Origin of the sequence: Pedobacter zeaxanthinifaciens (assembly GCF_003313335.1) — a bacterium.
Classification (GTDB): domain Bacteria; phylum Bacteroidota; class Bacteroidia; order Sphingobacteriales; family Sphingobacteriaceae; genus Pedobacter; species Pedobacter zeaxanthinifaciens.
The window spans coordinates 287,185-310,930 of sequence record NZ_QMHP01000002.1 but is presented as its reverse complement, the minus strand read 5'-3'; the positions used below and the strand labels follow the sequence as shown (position 1 = coordinate 310,930).

Here is a 23,746-nt window from a genome sequence, read left to right as displayed (position 1 = left end):
AAAAACCTTTGGCGTAAGCTTAAGGTTTTATATTTTTATACATTGTGTCAATTTAAACTAAACAATATCATTAAACCTCTCCTTTGGCGAGGTTTGGGGGCTCATCATGAAACTATACACCATTAATACAGGCAATTTCAAATTAGATGGCGGTGCAATGTTTGGCGTTGTGCCTAAATCGATATGGCAAAAAAGCAACCCTGCAGATGAAAACAATATGTGCTCGTGGGCTATGCGCTGCTTGCTTATTGAAGATGGTGGCAGACTAATCCTGATTGACAACGGCTTAGGCAACAAGCAAGATGAGAAGTTTTTCGGACATTACTATTTACATGGTGATGATACCTTAGACAAATCTTTAGCTGCCCATGGATTTCATAGAAACGACATTACCGATGTATTTTTAACCCACTTACATTTTGACCATTGTGGTGGCTCCATTGAACGTAAAGGTGAAAAATTAGTTCCTGCTTTTGAAAACGCCATCTATTGGAGCAACCAGCAACATTGGGATTGGGCAGTTCATCCCAATGCTAGGGAAAAAGCTTCTTTTCTAAAAGAAAATATCCTGCCAATACAGGAAAGCGGACAGCTGAAATTTATACCTACACAGCAAAATGTACACTTTCACGATGGAATCAACATTAGATTTGCCTATGGGCATACGGATGCAATGATGCTTCCTCAATTACAATATAAGGATAAAACGATTGTTTACATGGCTGATCTGTTGCCTTCAACCGGCCACATTCCTTTGCCTTATGTGATGTCGTACGATATGTTTCCTCTGCAAACGTTAAAAGAAAAACAAGAATTTTTAGAAGAGGCTGCAACTAACGATTATATTCTTTATTTGGAGCACGATCCAATTCATGCTTGCTGTACTTTGCAGCATACCGAAAAAGGAGTTCGCTTGAAAGATACTTTCTCTTTGGAAGAAATTCTGTAAACAATTAAGCTGATCGAACGTTAAGCTGTGGATGAAAAAAATTACAGCTTACCTATCCATTTGCTTCATTACCTTAATTAGTTGCAATGGTGTTGAATTTAGCCCGAATCAAAAATTTAGAGACGAAACTCCACAAAACGTTAACAAAACTCAAATTGAGAAATTAAAACCTAAAAACGCAGGGGAAAGAATTCGAATTGCAGTTTCGGGTGACACACAAAGAAAGTACCGAGAGGCAGCGCTTTTTGTAGACCAAATCAATGCTAGAAACGATATTGACTTCGTTATTTTAAATGGTGACATCTCAGACTTCGGTCAATTATTAGAGTTTGAGGGCGTCTATAATATCTACTCAAAGCTGAAAGTCCCATTCATTTCAATTGTGGGAAATCACGACTTGGTAGCCAATGGACCTTCTGTTTTTAGAAGAATGTTTGGCGATTTTAATTTTACTTTTAAATACGGCGATGTAAAATTCGTTTGCTTCGACTCCAACAGCAGAGAGTATAATTTTAATGGTTTAGTGCCAGATATGAATTGGCTGAGCGCTAACCTGAAACTCGAAGCTGACGTGAAAAACATCGTTGCTTTTTCGCACATTCCGCCTGATGATGCAGACTTTGACCCAAAATTGAGGCCGGTTTACGAACAGCTGGCCATCAATACACCGGGATTTTTGGCTTCCGTCCATGCACATCAGCATTCTCCTGACAGGACCTACCGTCCGAATGGAAGCAACATTCCTTTTATTATTACCAATGCTATCGTTAATAAAGCTTACACCGTTCTTGACATTTACAATGGAAAAATTGAAACCTACCCTACTACTTTTTAGCCTCTTAATCATCCCATTTTTCACATTTGCACAAAAAAACACTTTCGTAAAACAGCTCATCCCCGACTATATTAACTTACAATATGGTGGTAGCATTGGCTATTTCAGTGGTGGCGTTGGCTATTACTTTTTGAATGAAAAAACTACAGTAAGTCTTCATTACGGATTTGTACCAAAAAGCAAAGGTGGGCCAATTAACATCCTAACCCCAAAGTTCGCCTACAGGCCGTTTGAAATCAAAATCAATGAAAACCTAAGGTGGCAGCCAATCAATCCAACTATTTTTGTTTCTTATACTTTAGGTAGAAATTTCGATAAGGAGTTTGATCCGAATCAATATCCAGATGGCTACTACTGGTGGTCTACAGCACTTAAAGCACATTTAGGATTTAGCACTGAGGTTAAAGTTTTGGGTAATCCAAAGGCTGCAATAAAAGCCGTTAGTTTGTATGCAGAAACAAACACCAACGACTTATACGCCGTAAGCTGGTTCGAAAATAGAACTACCACCCCCATTACTAGGATATTTTTTATGGGCTACGGCGTGAGATTAAAACTGTGACAAAACAAACTGACAACAGATTGCTACACTTTCCACAAAAAAAGCATGACAATATGATCCAGTATCTCTTCTTGATTTTGAAATAACATTAAAATTAAGAGTCAAAAATAAGATATAAATAACTGAAAATCAATAAAATAAATACATTAAAATAAGGTTAGAACAGCACCTGACAGATTCAACTTGGAATGATTTTTGCTATGAAGAAATAGTTCAAAAATACGTGACAAAACGTAACATTTTCAGTAATTTAACTTTCTATTCTGCCTAAAAAAACCTTACTTTTGCAGAATCGAAATAACACAACGAGGACCAATACATATAAATGAGACAACTCAAAATAACCCAATCCATTACCAACCGTGAAAGTCAGTCGTTAGATAAGTACTTGCATGAGATTGGTAAAGTAGATTTAATTACAGCTGAAGAAGAAGTAATTTTAGCTCGTAAGATTCGTGAGGGAGATCAAGCCGCTCTAGAAAGATTAACGAAAACGAATTTACGTTTCGTTGTTTCCGTAGCAAAACAATATCAAAATCAAGGTTTAACTCTAGGCGATTTAATTAACGAAGGAAACTTAGGTTTAATTAAAGCTGCTAAACGTTTCGATGAGACTAAAGGTTTCAAATTCATTTCATACGCCGTATGGTGGATTCGTCAGTCGATTTTGCAAGCTATTGCCGAGCAAAGCCGTATTGTACGTTTACCATTAAACCAAGTAGGTTCATTAAGTAAAATCAGTAAAGCTTTCTCTAAACTAGAGCAAGAGTATGAGCGTGAGCCATCACCTGAAGAGTTAGCTGACATCTTAGAAACTACAGTTGATAAAATCTCTGATACTTTAAGCAACTCTGGTCGCCATGTTTCAATGGATGCGCCATTTGTACAAGGTGAAGAAAATACCTTGTTAGATGTGTTAGAAAACCACGAGCCTAATACAGATAGCAACTTAATTAATGAGTCGCTTTCAGAGGAAATTAAGCGTTCTTTATCTACTTTAACCGAGAGAGAACGTGAAATCATCGTGTTGTTTTTTGGTTTAAGCACTAACCATCCACTTTCATTAGAGGAAATTGGCGAAAAATTCAATTTAACACGTGAACGTGTACGTCAAATTAAGGACAAAGCTTTACAGCGCCTGCGTCATACATCAAGAAGCAAAATCTTGAAATCGTACTTAGGCTAAGTAGGTTAACGCTTACTTAGTGTAAGTTCAACACATTGTAAAACAATAATTTACAAGAAAATAATATTAAAAAAGATTGGGTACACGCTCAATCTTTTTTACTTTTGCAGCATTTCTAACCAAAATAATTTTCTTGTATGTCTAATAAATATCAATCAGAGTTTCAAAACTGGATTGAAAAAGAAAAAAAAGCCCTTGAACTAATCAAGTGCGTAGGCCACTTATGGTTTGATAGGTCAATTGAACTGGTGCTTTTCCGTAAACCCTTATTTGATGTAGGCAGTAGCGAAATACTTGCTTACCATCAATATGCTAAAGAAATCAGCGGAAAAGATATCTCCATTTATGAAACCTTAGAACTTGCCAATACCATTGCAAAATCAAGCCTTGCACCTTCTCGTATTGATATTGGAAGATTAGCCTCAGAATGGCTTGATGAAAGCAATACGCAATCATCTATGCATGATTTTATCATCAGTAAACTGGGCAGCCACATCGGTAAAGATAAAATCAGTCTAAAACCAAAAGATGTAATTTTGTATGGCTTTGGACGTATTGGACGTATAGCCTCTAGGGAGCTAATTGTACAAGCGGGAAAGGGAGAACAATTGCGTTTGCGTGCCATAGTTACACGTAGCTACAGCCCAGAAGAGCTTAGCAAAAGAGCAGAATTGTTAAGAACCGATTCTATCCATGGCCCTTTTAACGGCACTATTGTAGAAGACCACGAGAATAACGCACTTATTGTTAATGGACAAACCATTTACTTAATTGCTGTTAAAAATCCGGAGGAAGCTGATTACACCGCGTATGGAATTGATGATGCTTTGGTTATAGACAATACCGGTGTGTACAGAGATAGAGATGGCTTATCTAAACACTTACAAGCAAAAGGTGTGAGCAAAGTATTGCTAACGGCACCAGCAAAAGGCGACATTCCAAATATCGTTACAGGGATTAATGACGGTGATTTTGACTTCAAAGAGGAAAATATTTTCTCGAACGCTTCATGTACCACAAACGCAATTATCCCGGTGTTGAAAGTAGTAGAACAGCATTTTGGCATAGAAAAAGGCCATATCGAAACGGTCCATTCTTACACCAACGACCAAAACTTACTAGATAATTACCACAAGAAATACAGAAGAGGCAGAGCAGCGGCATTGAATTTGGTAATTACAGAAACAGGCGCAGACAAAGCTGTGGCGAAGGTTTTACCTGAATTGGCGGGCAAGTTAACCGGTAATGCGGTACGTGTTCCTACACCAAACGTTTCTTTAGCCATTTTAAATCTTTCATTAAACGTACAAACTAGCAAAGAGGAAATGGAAAGCGTGTTGAAAAATGCGTCGCTTTTTGGCGATTTATCGGAGCAGTTGGAATATTCTGTATCAAATGAGTTGGTAAGCACCGATTTAATTGGTAACAGCCACGCCTCAATTGTAGACGGACCAGCCACCATCCTATCTAAGGATGGAAAATCTGTAGTACTTTACGCTTGGTATGATAACGAATATGGCTACACCCGCCAAGTAATTCGCTTGGCCAAAAAAATAGCAAACGTAGTAAGGCTAACTTATTACTAAAAAGCTTCTAATGAGACTTATGATAGATTAAATATGCTTTCATAAGTCTCATTTATCTTCTCACTAGCTTTATCTTTTCCAGGATAATTTGAGCTTTTTCTGACGAAATCGGAACAGATTGATGATTGCTAAAAAACAAACTTCCCCCATCGCTTTTATTGTACGAAACCACGTGATCGATATTGACAATATATGATTTATGCGGCCTGAAAAAAGATTGATTACCAGCAAGTACGTCTTCGAAGTTTTTTAGGTTTCTACTTACCATATGTTTGCTCCCATCCAACATGGTAATTTCCGAATACGCTCCTTCGCCTTTTATAAACAAGATTTTTGTTGCCTCTAAAAAGATAAGCGAAGTGCCCGATGGAATGGCAATTTTACCTGAGCTGGCCTGATGTAAGTTTTCCTTTAACAGTACATAATCCTGCAGCTTTAGTTGCTGCTTTTTAATGCGTTGTACGGCGTTTGCCAACTCGTCAGGAATAATGGGTTTTAAAAGATAATCAACAGCTGAAAATTTAAATGCCTTAACCGCATATTCATTATAGGCGGTGGTAAATATGATGCTGAAATTTATTTCATGCTCGTCAAAAAAATCCAATAGTTCTAAACCGCTGTGCCCCGGCATTTCTATATCAAGCAAAACAATTAGTGGTTTTAACTTGCGGATGGCTTTAACCCCTTGAGATAAATTTTCACATTCCGCAACCACATTTACTTCCGGACAATACTCTTTCAGTATCAGCGACAAGTTAATCCTTGCTCTTTTCTCATCATCTATTATTATTGCGTCCATATATCAACTAGCTTAGAGGAAATTTAATGATTACCGTTGTGCCTAATGATTGCGCATTTGCAGCGATTTTATCCACATATTCTACGGTAATTTGATGCTTTTTATTTTCGTTAATCAGGTCAATTCTGCTTTGGATAGCCTCAGTAGCAAAAGACTTATGTGTACCCTGTTTAATTTTGTTTAGTTCGATGCTTTTTTTCCTACCGATACCGTTATCGTCTATACTTACCAAAAGCTCATTATTCATATTTTCGAAAGTAATTTTTAGCATTTTAGGCCCAGCTTTATGCAGTAGGCCATGTTTTACCGCATTCTCTAAGTACGGCTGCAATAACATCGATGGGATTTTAAGTTCTTCCTTATTTCCAAGACCCAATTCAACAATTTGATAGTCAAAATCATTGTCAAACCTAGCTTTTTCAATATCCAGATAAAATCCAATGGTTCTAATTTCCTCTGCCAATGAAACCTCTTCCTTTTCCGACATTTCCAAAATAGTGCGGGTGAGGTTGGCGAATTTAGACAAATAGTTAACCGCCTGTTTTTTCTCGTTTGCCAAAACAAAGGACTGGATGGTGTTTAAAGCATTATAAAAAAAATGAGGATTCATCTGAGACTTGATGGCTTTTAGCTTAGATTGGTTCAAATTGTTCTCGAGACTAATTCTGTCTAATTTCAGCTGATTGCGCTTGTCGTTTTGTTCTATCTTAAATTTATAGGTTAAGTACCCAGCAATAACCAATAGCACGCAAAGCGATGAAACAAACCAAAAGGAAAGCCACAAGGGTTTATTGATGTTGAAACTTACCTTTTCAACTTCTAAACCATCCACTTTAAATAATACCTTATAAGTGCCTGGTGAAAGCGAACTTAACTTTAAACTTCCACTTTGTGAAGCAAGCGGCAACCATTTATCATCATTTAATTTGTAAAAAATATCTGATTTTTCTTTGGGTGTAAAGGCTAAAAGCGCATAATCGATTTCTATGTTGCGCTGCTGGTACGACAATTGGTTTAGCTGAGTTTTAGCTACCGCTTGATTGTTGACAATTACATCTTCAATTAAAAACTTACTTAGATAAGTGCTTTTAGGGCCTTTTTTGTTTTCGATAAGCATGCCTTTCGATGTTGCCATTACTAAGTGACCACCCGTTTCAACTACGTCTGTAACATCAAAATCTTGATAGGAATTAGATAACCTACTTAATAATTTGCTTTCCATATCGTAACAGTAAAGTCCTGAGTTAGCATAAATAATCATCAAGGAATTAGATTTACTGATACGGTGGGCGCCTTTGATCACATACTTATCTGAAAGCGTAACCGGAACGATCCTTTGATCACCTGATATTTGATATAATTTACCGTTAGTAGAAAGCGCAAATGTAATGTCACGATAACTGATCAAGTTTTTAATGTAGAGTACTTCGCTTTTATAGCTGATTTCTCCGGTAGCATTTAAACTTACATAATACAAACCTAGGTTAGTAGCGTAATAAATTACTTTGTGTGCTGCATTGTAGGATGTAGATTTAGCGTTTACGTTAGACATTAACGCCGCTTGGGAAAAGTTATGAATATTGTTTTCCTGGGCATTATATAGCGAATCCCAATTGCTTTGAAATGATTTGTTACCTACTTTGAATAATCCAAACGAACCACTTGCGGCAAAACTGAAGTACTTGTCATCTACTTTATCAACCTCCTTAATGGCAATACGTGCATTAATTAAATTTTTTCTTTGCTTAGAAAGCACATTGAAAGTATTTGAAGAAAAAATGATGTTACCAGTTTGCGGATCAATAAATAACTGATTGATTGCATGGTTGCTATCTCCACGATAAATCAACTTTGCCGAATTGCCTTTCAAATCCATTTGATAGATTGCATCATCCTCTGTGGAGATATACAGTAAATCCTTATCCAAACGAACTTTTACCGGACGAGATTTCATTTCTACAAGCCTATTTGTGAAATCAGGGACCAGGAGCACTCCTTTATTTACCGTAGCAAACCAGTAATTGTTGCTACTATCCTTGAATACGCTAGAGATATTATAATGGCTGAAATAGCTTTTGTAACGTCCCAGCTTATCTACTAAATAAGCTCCTTTCGGATTACAAAGCCATAAACCATCGGCAGTTAGGGCGGTATTTTGAACAAAGTTAATTTCGCTTGGACGCTGAAACCTGACAAATTCGCCATCTGATTTCAAGACCTGATGTGTATTAGTATTCTTTGATATGAAAATTAGTCCCTCGACATTTTTTTGTATGATTACAGGAAACACACTATTGCCCTTAACTCTACTTACAAAAGGTAACTTTCTAATTAATTGTCCATCTGAAATTTCATACAAAAAATCGCCTACAACGTAAAACCTATTATCAATTAAACTAGCTGATGATATGGAGCTATCATTTATTGCAATACATTTTACAAACTGAAGTGTTTTGATGTTGTAAACAGCAACTCCGTTTTCGGCCACGATATACAGATAATTATCATCAATGCCGTATTTAAAATAACCTCGTGGCTTTTTGTTATACAGTGCGTTGAGTTTACCCGCTTCAATATAATACAGATAGCCATCAAAATTACTGTACCAAATTCTACCAAACCGATCTTGAGCAATGCAAGAGCCAGCTTTGGATGTCTGCGTATCACCAGAAAAGGACGTGTATTTTGTACCATCGTATCTGCACAGTCCTTCATCGGTAGCAAACCAAATGTAACCCGTCTTGTCCTGAAAAATATCGTAAACGCTGTTAGAGGGCAGGCCGCTTGTTTTATCAATAATATAATGATAAGGGTCCTGGCCATATAAGCCATAAACAAAAGCGAAGCAAAAAAATAAGAGGGCTTTTAACCGTGTTATCATTATGATTCAAATGTAAGCAACACACCTACACAAATAACGAATATAGTTTACAAAACCTACATAAGCATTAACAAACGCTTATAAAGTATTAAATAGATGGGTTTTTAGCACAATCATCTTTCGTTAACCAATACTAGGCTTTAGTAAACTTACACAGATTATCTCTGAATATTAAAATCAACTTTGCTGACAACCAAACAACTAAATCTATGCATTATTTAAAGTTCGTGTTAGGCTTCCTGAAGTTCGTCGTCAACCAGTCGCTCAGTTTCAAAAGATAATGACAAGTGGCTTTGGGATTTTTAGTGTAACAATTGCTAAGCGCAGTTAGGAGAAAATCAATAATCAATAATCAATAATCAATAATCAATAATCAATAATCAATAATTACAAAAATCAAATGAAAAAAGTACTATTTATGCTGATGTTAATGATCGGCACTGCAGCAACGTTCACATCGTGCAAAAAAGATGATGAAAAAACGGAAAAAGAGAAGAACCTGGAGTTGCTGGTAAGTGGCAAATGGTATTACCAATCTTACAAAAATTCTGGATCTAGCAGCGCTTATACCTGTTTTACGGCTGCAGACTATTGGGAGTTTAAAAGTGATGGTACTGTAAGTGAAACTTGGGACTTTGGAAATGGAACTTACAGCATTAGTGAAGATGGAAAAACATTAAGTGTTACTACCGGCAACTACACCAACACTTTCACGATCACTTCAATCAGTAACAGTGAGCTTAAATTGAACTTAGCAGGATCAAAATCTAGCGCAGATTTATCAATGGCGAAGACTGCTTTAAACTGTACAGCAAAATAAAATTAATTGTGTGGGGGTTGAAAAAGAGGAAGTTCGATTTATCGACTTCCTCTAATTTTTATACTAAAACTGTGGCAATACTGGTTTGGTTTTCACAATTGCTTCAATTTTGTCCATCACCTCCGATGTTAAAATTGGCAACACCTCTAACACTTCAAGGTTTTCTTGCAATTGAGGAACTTTTGATGCACCTAGGATAACCGTACTTACATTTGGATTTTTCAAACACCAAGCAATTGATAGCTTAGCTAGTGAAACGTTCAGTTCGTTAGCCAACTGCTGCAATGCGTTAGCTTTCTCCATCCTATCTGCAGCCAACGTACGATCTTTAAGCCATTCCAAACCTTTCATACCTAAACGGGTACCTTCTACCCCACTGTTGGTGTATTTACCAGATAAAATACCTGAAGCTAAAGGTGACCAAATGGTTGTACCCAAACCGTGGTTATTGAACAAGTGTAAAAACTCATTTTCGAGCTTATCACGCTCAAATAAGTTGTATTGAGGCTGCTCCATGGTAGGGCCAATTAAGTGATGCTGTTTCGCAATGGCAATAGCTTCCATAATTTCAGCGGCGCTCCATTCCGAAGTACCCCAGTATAAAATTTTACCCTGCTGTAGTAGGGTGTTCATTGCAAAAACAGTTTCCTCAATAGGTGTGTTTTTATCAGGGCGATGGCAAAAATATAAATCTAAATAGTCAACCTGTAAACGCTTCAGCGCAGCATTACAAGCTTCAATAATGTGCTTACGCGATAAACCAATTTGGTTAGGACCTTTTCTTTCTGCCCCGAAAAAAACTTTACTTGAAACCACAAAAGTATCTCGTTCCCATTTTTGATTTTTGATGATGTTGCCCATCACTATTTCTGATTTTCCTTCGGCATATCCTTCGGCATTGTCAAAGAAGTTAACCCCAGCATCATAAGCAACGCCCATCAGCTCGTCTGCAACTTTATCACTAATTTGGTTACCAAAAGTTAACCAACTACCAAATGAAAGGCTGCTTACTTGCAAGCCCGATTTTCCTAGTCTTCTATATTCCATTTTAAGAAATTTTGAACAGGCAATTTAGTCAGTTATTTGCAAAGGCAAAATCGCTCAGTAAGATTTTACAAAAACAAAACTTTTTTCGTAGATATTTCTAACTTTAAAGCATAAATAAAGAATATGAAACGATTATTATTGATTTTACCTTTAGCCATACAATTAGGGTGTGGATCGGTAAAAGAGGCAAAAACAGCCAATACACAGCTACTAAAAGATGTTGAAATTTTATCTTCAGATGAGTACGAAGGTCGAAAATCAGGCACAAAAGGCAGTGAATTATCAAGGGCTTACTTAGTAAAACGATTGAAAGAAATTGGTGTAGCGGCTCATCCCTCATTAGGTGCGTATGAGCAAAATTTTGAAATTAAGGGAAGAAACAGTGTTACTAAGGGAGTAAACTTAATTGCCTACGTAAAAGGGAAGTCTGACGATGTCATTGTTGTTTCAGCGCACTATGATCATGTTGGCATTATCAAAGATGAAGTGTACAATGGAGCTGATGATAATGCTTCGGGTGTTGGTGCTTTATTAAGCTATGCAAAGTATTTCAAGGATCATCAGCCTAACAACACGATTATTTTTGCCTTATTTGATGCGGAGGAGATGGGATTACAGGGCGCTAAAGCATTTGTTGCAAACCCGCCCGTTGCCTTGGATAAAATCAAGCTGAATATCAACATGGATATGATTAGCCACAACGACAAAGGTGAGCTTTATGTAGTTGGAACATTCAAATATCCGCAGTTAAAACAATACATTACCACTACTAATCCAAATATCAAATTACTTTTGGGCCATGATGATCCTAAGCTAGGCCATGATGACTGGACCAATCAAAGTGATCAAGGTGCCTTTAACGCTAAGAACATTCCATTTCTGTATTTTGGTGTAGAAGATCATAAAGATTACCACAAAGCAACTGACGAGTTTAAAAACATTAACCAGACTTTTTATACGAATGCAGTTGGCGCTATACAAGAAGTCATTATCAATATTGATAAGCAGCGAGACATTCAAAGTATTTTTAAAGAAAATCTTCAAATGAAGAAACAATAAAAAAAATCCCAGTGAAAACTGGGATTTTTTTGTTAGAAGTCTATATCAACTATTGACCTGATAGGCACGTGAACATTATTCTTTAACTGCAGGTATTTTTCAGTTACCGACCAAACCGTGGTACTTACTTTTTTAATACCATCCTTAGTGTTAAAGGCAATGTAAGCTTTAGATTTAAACTCATTACCTAAACGTTGTGCATACGATAATTTATTTAAGATATCCTCAGAAGGTTGTAAGTCCGCTGGCAAAAACTCGTATGTATTTATCTCCTCTTTTTCAATTAAGTCCCCAATCATAAGTATTATATTTTTGTTTAAACAAGCTTAACGATTTTTTAAAAGATTAACAAAATTGAAAGCCAGTTTTTATACAGTATTTTGTAAAAATTTAATATCAAAAAAGGCCGCTAATGCGGCCTTAATCTTATTTTAATCTCATTTTAATTTTTCAATTTAAAACGATTTTCAACCATTCCTTTAAATTCTTTATCAGCAAATTCAGCATTAATCATGTTTGATGAAGACACTGAATTAACCGCACTTACTTTGGTTGATTGCACTGATCTTTCGTTAGTTACGGTAGCACCAGGAGCTAGCACTGCAATGGCTTGCTTTAAGTAATTATCGTTAACATTACCGAAATCATACATCACCGTACCAGAAGGAACTTCAGGCAAATCAAAGTCAGGAACCATACCTGAATAATAACCACCCTGGCCAGCAGAGTTTTTAGTTTCGAACAACGAGAAGTAAACATCATATTTATTCTCTAAAGTTACAGGGAAAAAGCCAATTGGCTTACCATAACTTGTGCGACCAACTAATTTCACGTTCATGTGAGGCTTAAGACTATTGATCACCAATTCACTCGCAGAAGCTGTACTTCCTGAAACGATAAACACAATGTTTTGAACACTACCTAAAGTACCTTTCTTTGCAAAACTAGTGGTATTACCAGCAACCGAGTAATTAACGTTGGCATAAGTCAACATGGCTCCGTTGCTACCATATCTAATTTTACCAGCACCATCTAACAGGGGTTGGTTAGCTAATATCCTAGCATTTCCCGCTTGCATTGTTGCGTTGAAATACTCGCTGAACATTACACCACTAACGGTAGAAGGAGCAATTAAATTGATTAAATTTTCAGCAGTGCTTACATAACCACCACCATTGTATCTTAAATCAATTACCAAATCAGTAACGCCGCTAGTAGCGAAACTTGCGAAAGCACTTTCCAAAGCAGCATTTGAATTATCCGCATTTGAAAAACGGGCATAAGCTAAATAGCCGATTTTTTTGGCACCTGCAGTAATTACCCTAGTTTTATAAATTGGATTACTTTTGAATACCGCTTTAGTTACCGTTAAGTTATAAGGCGTAACGCCATCACTCTTAAATCCTTCTAAAACGATGCTAGTTCCATTTAACGCGTTGTTTAAAGGAGTTACTTCTGCATTATAGTTTGTACCATAGCTTACTCCGTTAATTTTTTTCACTACATCTCCCCTAACAAAACCTAACTTTTCAGCAGGCGAATTTTGATAAACAGCTGTTACATAAATTACGTAATCGTTTGTACTGCCATACAAACCAAACCTAATACCTAAATCGTTGCCGTTACCTTCCAAATCAACCGACGATACTGGATTAATTACAGCCGTTGGATTTTTGTTGGTTTTATCAAAAATGTAAGAAAACTTTGGTGAAGTTGCGCCGGTAGTCCACTCGTAAGGATTGGAGTACTTGGCCACATTGAGCAATGCAGCATTATAGTTTGCTACATCTGAACTTCCTGTAGTGTATTGTCTTGGATTAAATACTTCATAGGTTGGCAACTTATCATTCCAATAGTAAATTTCTTTTGCGTAAAGAAAAATAGAGTCTAATGTAAGTTGTTGCCTAGTGGCATTGGTTGGCGTAACCGGAGTTACTGGTGTAGGTGTTGGCGTAGGCTGAGTGCTACTTTTTTTACAAGCACCGAGTGCTATGGTTGATGCAGTAAAGAGCATCAAGGCGTACTTCATCTTCATTTTCAATAATTAATAAGCGTACTAATTAACGAAATATTTTTCACAATATTTCTGTTACAGAAAAACAATCTATATCTAAATTTACGAGTTTTTGATCAAATTGGTTTTCTGACAATATTAACGTTACTTCCTGTGGTTCAATATTTTTTGAAGCGAAAATAGCAGCCAAGGTTTTGTCTATCGAAAACTGATACTCTGCGGTGAAATAAACCTCTAGGTACTCGCCCAATCCATGCCACTCTAATTGTTTGATCTTATTAATGGCAACGGCCGGGTTACCATCAGCAAGTAAGATGATCTTATTACGTTCAACAACTACTTCTTGCAACAGCGAAAGTACATTTTGATACATCAGAAGCTTTAGTGGCAATCGGGCAGTTTCGTGTAGTAGGTCAAAGTTGTGTTCGTATTTATTTGCTATGCCAAATTTTGCAGCAGTTTTTAAAAAGATATCTTTATTTCCATGCAGCTCAAATTCCGCTTTCATAAAATCTAGCATTAACTTTGCATCAAACTGCTCGGTATAAGCCATAAACTCTGAAAAAAGGTAATACACCTGCAACAAATAATCTTTTTCTGGGTAAATGGCATCATCTAAAGTGATGATTAAAGCCTTTTTTGCTTTAAGATATTTATCGAAAGACATGAGAATTTGATGATGTTTTTTTAATGTATTATTTATTTAACTGGATTAGCGATAGCTATTATAGCGGTCTCCTTTTTCTCGTCGTTGAGATAATATGCACCATTTAATGTAGGATATTGGCTGGCATTAAGTTGAGGCACCGAGCTAAAAAGCAATTGACCTTTACGAAAAATTGCCCAATCTTTAGAGGTAGACTGGGTTAAATGATGATGTTCGTTAAGCAATACTTCCACATTAAACTCATCAAACAATACTAGAGATTTAGCAACCGCAGCAATTTCCGATTCGTACAAAGGAAGAAGCATATCTACACCATAATCTAAACATTTGGTCAATAAATTGTGTGCTAGCACTTCTTCATTCCATGTTCCCAAATCAACCAGCGCATAAGAATTGGTAGTTATTTGGGGTAAATCGCCATAATCTCCCAATAGAATTTCAAATTGGTTAAATGCTTTACTCAATTTTAAAGCCGTTGCTGTTTTTGCCCCTGTTATTAATATTTTCAATTTATAATAAGATTGATTGATGATTTGTATGTTAGGTTAACCGACCGGGAGAATACTATCGCATTCACCCAAAAATCCATCAGTTTCGAAGATTAAACAATTAGGCCATCTTTCATGGTCACCACCCTATCGCTAATTTGTGCTAAATCAGTATTGTGTGTCACAATCACAAAAGTTTGTTTGAAATTATCACGCAGATTAATAAATAACTGATGTAGTGCGTTGGCATTAGTAGAATCAAGGTTTCCAGAAGGCTCATCTGCCAAAACAATTGCCGGATGATTTATTAAGGCCCTGGCCACAGAAATACGTTGCTGTTCGCCACCTGAAAGTTCACTTGGCTTGTGAAGCGCCCGCTCCTTCAGACCAAATAAATCCAAAAGTTCGTAGGCTCTTTTTTCTGCATCTTTTTTACTTTTTTTAGCAATAAAAGCTGGAATACAGATATTTTCCAAAGCATTGAACTCGGGCAAAAGGTGATGAAATTGAAATACAAAGCCAATATTCAAGTTCCTAAAAACACTTAAGGCTTGTCCAGATAGCTTACTTACATCAGTATTTTTCAGTATTACCGCACCTGCATCAGGACGATCCAAGGTGCCTAAAATATGTAAAAGCGTACTTTTACCAGCACCCGAAGCTCCGATGATACTTACAATTTCTCCTTCAGCAACATCAAAATCAACCCCTTTTAAAATGGGAAGATTTCCGTATGCTTTTTTGATCCCTTTGGCTTGTAACATGTAGCAAATGTATGTTAAATTGTTTAATTGATAAAAGCTTGCGTAGCTAAACAACAACTTTACAAAGCAAAGGGTTGAGTAAAAATCCAAACTTCTGTTTATCATCATGGCGTAAAACGATCCATTTAAAAATATCAAAAGATTTATCATAAAAATTTGCAAATCAAAAATTGATTAATAACTTTGAATCACAAAGCACTTTTAAAAAATGAACCAGCAAGAACAGTTAGATACGTTAAATGATATTAGAAATATCATGAACCGCTCATCAAAATTCATTTCTTTGAGTGGGTTATCGGGTATTTTTGCCGGATTAACGGCTTTAGTTGGCGCTTACTTTGCTCATGAAGCACTCAAAACTTACGCGGCAAGTGGTTATGGCTACGGTGTTGATGCCGATTTGAGTATTGAGTTTGAATTGCTAAAAATTGGGGTTTTAGTACTTTTTACTGCGCTTGTTGGCGGCGCCTTTTTTACTTACAGGCAAAGCAGAAAAAAGAACCTGCCCATTTGGGATAGTACCGCTAAAAACTTGTTAATTAATTTAGCCATTCCTTTGATAAGCGGCGGTGTGTTTGTTATCGCTTTGCTTTTTACCCATAACAATGCCTTAAGCCTAATTCCTTCAAGTACCTTGATATTTTACGGACTGGCGTTGATTAATGCTAGCAAATACACTTATTCTGATATTAGGTTTTTAGGTATCTGCGAAATTATTTTGGGACTTATTGCCATGTTTAACGTTGGTTTGAGCCTATACTTTTGGGCCATTGGCTTTGGCGTGCTGCATATTTTTTATGGCTGCATCATGTATTTTAAATATGAGAAAGGGGCAGGAAATTAAACGCAGCGTTATTGTTCCAGTTTCTTTCAATTTAAAGGGTAGATATACACATGAAAAATCCAATACAAGCACTAAATAAGATTTTCGACAGCAGGATAAGGCTGGGCGTAATGTCGGTGCTTATTGTGAACGAAAGCGTAAGTTTTAACGACTTGAAACAGCTGTTAGAACTAACCGATGGTAACCTTGCCTCCCATTTGAACACCTTAGAACAAGCTGAATATATTAAAATGCACAAAGCTTTTGTTGGCAGAAAAACCAGTACTACTTACACCATTACCGAGCTTGGTAAACAGGCTTTTAAAGGCCATTTAGATGCTTTAGAAAAGATGATCAAAGGCATTTAATTTTTTTTGAATTTTAACTTTGAAAAACAAAGTACTTTATATTAATTTTAGAATAAACAATTATGGAAACAATGAACAACTTAAAAACCACAAGTAAACAACGCTTAACCGTTACATTTGGCATTATCGCCTTCATTTTATTAATTCCTGCTGTAGCGATGCAGTTCACCAAGGAAGTCGACTGGAACCTTTTTGATTTTGTTGTAATGGGTATGTTGCTTAGCCTAACCGGATTGGCAATTGAACTAGTGGCTCGGAAAGTAACATCTACCAAATGGCGATTAATCATAACTGGTGCAATTGTATTACTCCTATTGCTTACTTGGGCTGAACTTGCGGTAGGTTTGTTCGGGACGCCATTTGCTGGTAGTTAAAAGCTACCTTTTTTTTAATATTTAACTTTGAAATTCAAAGCACTTTACAAAAATGTCAATTACATCAATTGCTAAAAAATCAGCGAGGTTATCACTTATAATAGGCACAATTCTGTTTGTTATTGCCAACCTCAACGTTTCTGATTTGATAATGATTATTGGTTTATTCTACGTCATCATAGCATTCATCGTTAATAGCATTATCCTTTTCATTTTATTTCTACATCTAACTATCGCTTCGCCCCATCATCGCCCTGCGCTCATTAAAACCGCTCTATTACTGCTCTTCAACATCCCTGTGGCCATTTTGTATGCTTGGATTTTGCTAGCTCTAAATCATTAAACTTATTTTATAATGAAACAAAAAATAGATTTTCAACTTTATATCATGCTTGCTGGAGGCTTCATATTTCAGCTCTTATTTTGGAACGAACTTTTTGGGCTGAACTTGCTGCTGTATTCAATTTTTATACTGCTAGTTACCTTTGCTAATAAACAGTTGCCAGTAAGCAAAAGTCAAGTTTTGGCAGCGCTATGCCACTTAGCCATGGCCTGCTATATGGTTTACAACAACTCAGATTTAGCGATTGTTACTTGGGTGTTAACTCTGCTAGTGTTTGTTGGTCAAACGCACTTCCCTTTAGTTAAATCTACAGTTACTTCAATTGTGCTCGGGGTTTTTCAATTAATCAGCGGACCGTACGGTATTCTTACGAAATTACAGGCTACCAAAGTGGGCAAAATTAACTTCAAGCCATTTACCAAGTTACTTAAGTTTGTAATTATTCCAATTTTGCTTGTGATGATATTTTGTTCATTGTATGCAAATGCCAACGCCATTTTTGCGAAATATGTTTTTGCAATTACGCACAAAATCAACGTTTTATTTAGCAACATCTTTAACTTTCTGTTTGTAGACATCAGCTTTGCTAAATGTTTCATGATTTTAATTGGCATTTTGATTACTGCAGCGTTGTTGATTAGTTTACGGAATAAAGAGCTTGCTGAAATTGAAGTAACCGCAACAGACGACCTGATAAGGAAAAGACGAAACCGACAGATATCAGAATTTTTGCGAGATTTTAGAATATTGCTAGCTGGGAATCAGGCAAATAAGGTGTTGGGGCTCAAAACTGAAAATATTATAGGCATCATTTCCCTAGCTGCGCTTAATTTGCTGTTGCTACTTTTAAACAGCATTGATATTGTTAATCTGTGGCTGTCAGATCAAACTGTTGTCATCCGAGATTTCTCGACAGAGCTGCATGATGGAACCAACGTACTTATAGTCAGTATCGTTATAGCAATGATTATTATTGTTTATTTCTTCAGTGGGAACCTAAATTTTTATAATCGAAATAAATGGATCAAATTACTGGCTTTCATATGGATAGCACAAAATATATTTTTGGTTGCCTCTGTTCTGCATAGAGATTACGATTACATTTTTTATCATGGCTTAACCTATAAACGGATTGGTGTAATTGTATTTGCGTTATTGTGCTTAGTGGGGTTGAGTACTGTTTATATCAAAGTAGCCAAACAGAAAACGGTTTTCTATTTATATCGCGTTAACGCTAAAGTTTGGTACGCATTACTTTTACTTTTTAGTTTCGTTAATTGGGATGTTTTAATTGTGAATTACAATTTCTCAAAAGCAGAGAAAATAGTTATTGATGTTGACCACTTGATGAGTTTCTCAGATAAGACACTTCCAATTTTACGAGAAAAAAGAGCGGTTTTAATTGATGAAGTGGCCAAACGCACACAAAAAGATGATTACAGGACAATGCTACCTACCGTAGAAACAGCAAGAACCTCTTCAAATGCAGATACATTAGCAGTTCCAGTTGAATTAAGTGAAAACGATTTAAAGAATTTGGCTATTAAACAAGCTAAAGATGAATTTAACCGAAGACTTGACGGGAGGATACGACGCTTTTTGCAAGATCAAAAAAGTAGGACTTGGCTATCATTCAGCTATCTAAATTTCAAGACTAAAGATGAATTACTAAAAAGGTAGTCAACTAAGTGAGTTCGATAAAAGTTAAAAGCGCAGCTTGCTTACTCATGTGATAGTTGGCAAATGTCTAATTCTAATATCGAACTCAATAACCCGATACTGCCCTACATCCTACCTTGCTCTGCAGTTTTAGCTCTAGCTTTGGCATCCTTTACTTTTTGGTTGCCAAAGTTATATTTCAAGTTAATCATGAAATATTGGGTATCTCTATAATCGGTAAAGTATTGATTTTGGTTAGCGTACCTTGCTGAAACTATGCTGTTATCGGTTTTAAATATATCATTTAATACTAAACCTATTTCGAACTGTTTGGCAAATAGCTTTTTGTTAAGTACGATATTAGTGTTTTGGGAAGAAGTGATGTTAAATGATCCTTGGATAGATTTAGAATTATAAACATAGGACAAATTCAAATCCCAGGTTTTTGCTTTATCTAAAATTATTTGACTGGAGATGTTGCCGTAGTAAAAGAAATTTTTGTTTTTGTATAAGTTTTGGTCAACGCCTATGAAATAATCATCATTATACTCGCCCATGGCGTATAAATTCAATTTCCAATTTTTACTTACTGATACACCTTTTGAAAAATTAGCACCCCAGTTGTTACTTTTTTCGATGTTGGTGTAGTTATAAACCGTTTCGAAGGTAGCAGGATTTTGTACCGAAATTTCCATTGACGGATTTACCCTGTGGCTGTGATAAACTTCAAAATTCCAATCCTTAAGTGTGTAGGTTAAGCTCAAATTGTGAATAATGGTGGCTTTTAGGTTGGCATCGCCCTGAAAATAGGAGTAAAAGTTATAATATGATTTTGAAGGATTTAGGAAATCGTAATTTGGCCTAGCAATCCGTTTGCCGTAAGAAAAACCTAATTGCTGATCTTTAGTAACGTTATACATCAAATAAAGGGTGGGAAATAGATTGGTTCTGTTGGTTTTATTCTGCACAAAAGGCTGATTAGAAATGGTGCGAATCAAAGTAGTTTCGGAGCGCAGACCCATTTTTGCTTCCCATTTATCCCATTGATAATTAGCCGAAAGATAAGCTGCAAAAATTTGTTCACGGTATTTAAATAAATTACTCCTATTGGGATCGAGTACTAAATTTTGCTGATTGCCATCGAAAAAGCTCAAATCATTTTGATTACTTACAAAACTGTATTTGGCACCGCTTTCGAAATTGAGTTTATCTTTATTAAACCGATAATCAAGTTGTGATGCGTAGAGTTTAATTTGCTGCAAACTATTACTAGCAAAGCGATTATAGCGTTCTGGTTCGTTGATGAATCTAAAATAAGTTCCCACTTCTTGATTTTCGCGGTGGTGGTTACTGCTAAAATTGTTGGACCAGGTGAGGTTGCTAGCTCCGAATTTTTTATCGTAAGCAAAGTAGGCATTAAAGCCGCCGTAACGTTGTTTTCGGTAATTTGATGTAAGGTAGTTAGACTGCAATTGATTACTAACCGTATTGTAGATGTTTGTTGGAACCAAGTAGTTACCTAAAGAAGAAGGGTTAAAGTTACCATCAAAACCAAACTGAATATTTTGTAGTGAATCAATATTGTACTGCGAGGCGAAGTTATAAGCATGTTGTACCGGTGCTTCGGTTTTACGTACCATATCACTTTCCCAACGGGTTTGACTGTCATCAAAAGTAACCACATCAAAGTTTTTCCGCACATATTTACCCGATACAAAGTTATAATCGCCACTAATTTGCCATTTATCCGTATTGAAGGATTGCATCAACCCTAGCCTACCTTTGGCATAAATAGACTGGTGGTAGCGACCAGATAAACGCCCTTTGTAACCCGCCAATTTATTTTGCTTCATCTTGATGTTGATTACAGCGCCTCCTTGAGCTTCGTATTTAGCTGGTGGATTGGTAATTACTTCTACCGATTGGATGCTACTTCCCTCCGTATTTTCTAGCAATTGTTTGAGCTGCTCTTGGCTCATCATCACCTTTTTATCATTAATAGTCACCAAAATTTGCGCATTGCCACGTACTGAAAGCTCATCATTTTTAACCACCACACTTGGCGTATTTTTAAGGATATCCCAACCGTTGAGATTTTGTAATGGAGTTTGGTCGATATTGAACTCCAACCGATCAGCCTTACGCTTTAACATTGGCTTCTTATAATTCACGTTAACTGCATTAAGAACGATGGCACTGTCCTTTTTTGACTTGCTTAAAGTATCTGTTGGGTTTTGTGCCGAAGCAAAAAATGGCACTGCAACCAGTAAAAAGATATATTTCTTCATAATTCAATTATCCTGCTGCAAAACTGTTTCTAAAACTTGGCAAGCTTGGTTAATGAAAAGTTAATGAAGCGTTAATGCTGTGACGATTTGAATTGACTTTGTATTTTTGGATAATGAATAAAGGAATCGGTACCACTTTACTTTTTCTGAGCTGTTTTTTAGTGCTTATTGCATTACAGAGCTATTATGTGTACAACTCCTATCTTCTCGAAGAAAAAGAGCTAAACAAGCAAGTAAAAATCATTGCAGATGATGTAGTGAAACAACTGGAAAAATACGAAACAGATGCTAGCGAAGACTCCCTGATTTTGAGCCTGAAAAAACTCTCATCTAACCAACTATTTATGAACCAAAAGCTTGATGAGCGAAAACAATGGTTCACTTTTAAGAACTTCTATGAGAAGGAAGTAGATTCGATTTTAGATAAAAAAACAGCAAGCACCAATTTTAAAATAGCATTGCGCAGCGAAATTTATTCCGTTTACGATGAGAACCGAAAATTAGAATTACTTTCAAAAAAGCACCCCTTAATTTTGTTCAAAACAAAAGCGCCAGTAAGTGCCGGCTTTGTATTTAGCGAAGGCAAGTGGAATTCTAATTTTACAGAGCGAGATACGGAGTTAAAGGTTGATGCCCATTATCATTACATTATCAGATCAAGGATTTCGGTAGAGTTGATTAACCTTAGTGCCTTAGTTTTTAAAAAAATACTGCCGCTGTCGTTGGTAAGCTTGGCAATCATTGCTTTGCTTACCTATTTGTTTTGGCGCACTACTAAAAATTTAAAACTACAGCAATCCAAATTAGCACAGCTTTATACGTCTATTGATTCCATTTCGCATGAGTTAAGCACGCCAATTGCTACGCTAAAGTTCAGTTTGGCAGGAATGCCCGCTAGCGATAACAAGCAGTTGTTTGAACGTCAAATTCAACGATTGGAAAAGGTAGCATGTGCTGTTAGAAACCCTGAGGTAGATAGCGAATTAATTGACGAAGCTGCGATTAAAGCATATATTGATCAGACTTTAAAAAGATTTAACGGTGTGGTTATGGATTTTGATTTTGCATTTAAAGCAAACACGCAGCTGTCCAAACACGATTTTGAACAATTACTGAATAATTTGATTGAGAATGCGGTTAAATATCGAGCGAACCATATTGATGTAAAACTAGATTTTTCGAGCCAAATCAATATACAAGTGGCCGATAATGGAATTGGCATTCCGAAAGATGCACAAGCTTATATTTTTGATAAGTATTATCGTGTTAGCAGGTCAGAAAACCTACAAATTAGTGGGCTAGGATTGGGATTGCACATAGTTAAACAAACGGTAGATAAATATTTAGGTAGCATTGATGTAAGCACAAACGCTACAAACGGTGTAACTTTTAACATTAATTTGCCTCATGCCTAGCCGTATTTTACTAGTGGAAGATGACCTTGATTTGGGTTTAGTGATTAAGCAATATCTCGAAGTATCTGGCTTTGAGGTAACGTGGTTTAGCAATCCTTTGGAAGTTGTAGAAAGCATGGATAATTTGGCTAAGTTACACTTGGCAATTATTGATGTGATGATGCCACAAATGGATGGATTTGAACTTTCAAAAATCATCAAGAGCAGAGCACCAATTCCCTTTCTGTTTTTAACGGCAAAAGCACAAAGTATTGATAAAATTTTGGGATTGAAGCTTGGTGCGGAAGACTACGTTACCAAACCTTGTGAGCCAGAAGAACTGCTGCTTCGGGTGAAGAACATCCTTCGTAGAAACCAGCAGGAAGCCACAGCTGCTGTGATACCCATTGGCAACTATTTCTTTATACCAGCACAATATCAGTTGACTTTTGGTGAACAAACCTATACCATTACCGAAAAGGAAACTGAATTACTGCTTTTAATTACGCAAAACAATCATAAAGTATTGAGCAGGAAGGAAATTCTAGAAAAGTTATGGGGCGAAAATGATTACTTTTTAGGTAGAAGTTTGGATGTTTTTATGACCAGATTACGCAAGTATTTTAAGGAGGATGATAGGATCAAGTTTGACTCAGTACGTGGTATTGGTTTTAAAGTTGAATTTCCGGAATAACGGCGTAAGCTTACGACATTTTTGAAACTTTGTAAGTATGGTTAGCGCTTTTGTGCACAGGCTTAAGTTCAATAAACCCGATTAGAGTGGAAATACTTTTTGTTATTGCTCTCACGCTGTGCATAGCGAAGAATTTCTGTATATTC

At 36.4% G+C, this 23,746-nt stretch carries 22 protein-coding genes; 13 read left to right on the top strand and 9 right to left on the bottom strand.

Annotated features, from left to right (window positions below; translation table 11 throughout):
* Nucleotides 1–106: 106 nt before the first annotated feature.
* The 5 genes from DUT68_RS03955 (at nucleotide 107) to DUT68_RS03935 (ending at nucleotide 5,118) form a co-directional block, all read left to right on the top strand.
* A complete protein-coding gene (locus DUT68_RS03955) occupies nucleotides 107–949 on the top strand; it encodes an MBL fold metallo-hydrolase (protein ID WP_113635951.1) in 843 nt (280 codons plus the stop codon).
* A 31-nt stretch (nucleotides 950–980) separates the two neighbouring features.
* A complete protein-coding gene (locus tag DUT68_RS03950) occupies nucleotides 981–1,784 on the top strand; it encodes a metallophosphoesterase family protein (RefSeq protein WP_113635949.1) in 804 nt (267 codons plus the stop codon).
* Entirely contained in the window at nucleotides 1,750–2,346 is a 597-nt protein-coding gene (locus tag DUT68_RS03945; protein WP_113635947.1) for a hypothetical protein, read from the top strand. The genes DUT68_RS03950 and DUT68_RS03945 overlap by 35 nt, the downstream gene beginning before the upstream one ends.
* A 325-nt stretch (nucleotides 2,347–2,671) precedes the next feature.
* Entirely contained in the window at nucleotides 2,672–3,532 is an 861-nt protein-coding gene (locus DUT68_RS03940; protein WP_055130013.1) for a sigma-70 family RNA polymerase sigma factor, read from the top strand.
* Nucleotides 3,533–3,669: 137 nt separating this feature from the next.
* Complete coding sequence (locus DUT68_RS03935; protein WP_113635945.1) at nucleotides 3,670–5,118, top strand: glyceraldehyde-3-phosphate dehydrogenase; 1,449 nt, start codon at nucleotides 3,670–3,672, stop codon at nucleotides 5,116–5,118.
* A 52-nt stretch (nucleotides 5,119–5,170) separates the two neighbouring features.
* Here the strand turns inward: DUT68_RS03935 and DUT68_RS03930 are convergent, their stop codons facing one another.
* A complete protein-coding gene (locus DUT68_RS03930; RefSeq protein WP_113635943.1) occupies nucleotides 5,171–5,917 on the bottom strand; it encodes a LytR/AlgR family response regulator transcription factor in 747 nt (248 codons plus the stop codon).
* A 7-nt stretch (nucleotides 5,918–5,924) separates the two neighbouring features.
* Nucleotides 5,925–8,798, bottom strand: coding sequence for a sensor histidine kinase (locus DUT68_RS03925; RefSeq protein ID WP_113635941.1), 2,874 nt, complete (start codon nucleotides 8,796–8,798; stop codon nucleotides 5,925–5,927).
* A gap of 400 nt (nucleotides 8,799–9,198) precedes the next feature.
* Here DUT68_RS03925 and DUT68_RS03920 point away from each other — a divergent pair, with 400 nt between their 5' ends.
* Entirely contained in the window at nucleotides 9,199–9,618 is a 420-nt protein-coding gene (locus tag DUT68_RS03920; RefSeq protein ID WP_113635939.1) for a lipocalin-like domain-containing protein, read from the top strand.
* Between the two features lie 63 nt (nucleotides 9,619–9,681).
* Here DUT68_RS03920 and DUT68_RS03915 read toward each other — a convergent pair whose 3' ends face one another.
* The gene (locus tag DUT68_RS03915) at nucleotides 9,682–10,665 is read right to left on the bottom strand and encodes a potassium channel beta subunit family protein (protein WP_113635937.1); all 984 of its coding nucleotides are present in this window, start codon (nucleotides 10,663–10,665) and stop codon (nucleotides 9,682–9,684) included.
* 123 nt (nucleotides 10,666–10,788) lie between these two features.
* Here DUT68_RS03915 and DUT68_RS03910 point away from each other — a divergent pair, with 123 nt between their 5' ends.
* On the top strand, nucleotides 10,789–11,724 hold the full coding sequence (locus tag DUT68_RS03910) for a M20/M25/M40 family metallo-hydrolase (RefSeq protein WP_113635935.1): 936 nt from the start codon (nucleotides 10,789–10,791) through the stop codon (nucleotides 11,722–11,724).
* A gap of 32 nt (nucleotides 11,725–11,756) precedes the next feature.
* Here the strand turns inward: DUT68_RS03910 and DUT68_RS03905 are convergent, their stop codons facing one another.
* From DUT68_RS03905 to DUT68_RS03885, 5 genes are all read right to left on the bottom strand, one after another.
* Complete coding sequence (locus DUT68_RS03905; protein ID WP_113635933.1) at nucleotides 11,757–12,023, bottom strand: hypothetical protein; 267 nt, start codon at nucleotides 12,021–12,023, stop codon at nucleotides 11,757–11,759.
* 143 nt (nucleotides 12,024–12,166) lie between these two features.
* Nucleotides 12,167–13,759 (bottom strand): S41 family peptidase, encoded by a 1,593-nt coding sequence (locus tag DUT68_RS03900; protein WP_113635931.1) that lies wholly within the window; start codon nucleotides 13,757–13,759, stop codon nucleotides 12,167–12,169.
* A 40-nt stretch (nucleotides 13,760–13,799) separates the two neighbouring features.
* Nucleotides 13,800–14,405, bottom strand: a complete 606-nt coding sequence (locus DUT68_RS03895; RefSeq protein WP_113635930.1) for a haloacid dehalogenase — start codon at nucleotides 14,403–14,405, stop codon at nucleotides 13,800–13,802.
* A 32-nt stretch (nucleotides 14,406–14,437) separates the two neighbouring features.
* Nucleotides 14,438–14,914, bottom strand: a complete 477-nt coding sequence (locus DUT68_RS03890; protein ID WP_113635928.1) for an ATP-grasp domain-containing protein — start codon at nucleotides 14,912–14,914, stop codon at nucleotides 14,438–14,440.
* Nucleotides 14,915–15,006: 92 nt separating this feature from the next.
* Entirely contained in the window at nucleotides 15,007–15,657 is a 651-nt protein-coding gene (locus DUT68_RS03885) for an ABC transporter ATP-binding protein (RefSeq protein ID WP_113636306.1), read from the bottom strand.
* Between the two features lie 208 nt (nucleotides 15,658–15,865).
* Here DUT68_RS03885 and DUT68_RS03880 point away from each other — a divergent pair, with 208 nt between their 5' ends.
* From DUT68_RS03880 to DUT68_RS03860, 4 genes are all read left to right on the top strand, one after another.
* The gene (locus DUT68_RS03880) at nucleotides 15,866–16,501 is read left to right on the top strand and encodes a hypothetical protein (RefSeq protein ID WP_113635927.1); all 636 of its coding nucleotides are present in this window, start codon (nucleotides 15,866–15,868) and stop codon (nucleotides 16,499–16,501) included.
* A gap of 50 nt (nucleotides 16,502–16,551) precedes the next feature.
* Entirely contained in the window at nucleotides 16,552–16,848 is a 297-nt protein-coding gene (locus DUT68_RS03875) for a winged helix-turn-helix domain-containing protein (protein ID WP_113635925.1), read from the top strand.
* 71 nt (nucleotides 16,849–16,919) lie between these two features.
* A complete protein-coding gene (locus DUT68_RS03870) occupies nucleotides 16,920–17,222 on the top strand; it encodes a hypothetical protein (protein ID WP_113636304.1) in 303 nt (100 codons plus the stop codon).
* 355 nt (nucleotides 17,223–17,577) lie between these two features.
* On the top strand, nucleotides 17,578–19,245 hold the full coding sequence (locus tag DUT68_RS03860; protein WP_113635921.1) for a DUF4153 domain-containing protein: 1,668 nt from the start codon (nucleotides 17,578–17,580) through the stop codon (nucleotides 19,243–19,245).
* A gap of 104 nt (nucleotides 19,246–19,349) precedes the next feature.
* Here DUT68_RS03860 and DUT68_RS03855 read toward each other — a convergent pair whose 3' ends face one another.
* Complete coding sequence (locus DUT68_RS03855; protein ID WP_113635919.1) at nucleotides 19,350–21,512, bottom strand: outer membrane beta-barrel family protein; 2,163 nt, start codon at nucleotides 21,510–21,512, stop codon at nucleotides 19,350–19,352.
* A gap of 113 nt (nucleotides 21,513–21,625) precedes the next feature.
* Here DUT68_RS03855 and DUT68_RS03850 point away from each other — a divergent pair, with 113 nt between their 5' ends.
* Together DUT68_RS03850 and DUT68_RS03845 are read left to right on the top strand one after the other, a co-directional pair.
* Nucleotides 21,626–22,927 (top strand): sensor histidine kinase, encoded by a 1,302-nt coding sequence (locus tag DUT68_RS03850; RefSeq protein ID WP_113635917.1) that lies wholly within the window; start codon nucleotides 21,626–21,628, stop codon nucleotides 22,925–22,927.
* Nucleotides 22,920–23,600 (top strand): response regulator transcription factor, encoded by a 681-nt coding sequence (locus DUT68_RS03845; RefSeq protein ID WP_113635914.1) that lies wholly within the window; start codon nucleotides 22,920–22,922, stop codon nucleotides 23,598–23,600. Before DUT68_RS03850 ends, DUT68_RS03845 begins: the two co-directional genes overlap by 8 nt.
* The last annotated feature ends 146 nt before the right edge of the window (nucleotides 23,601–23,746 follow it).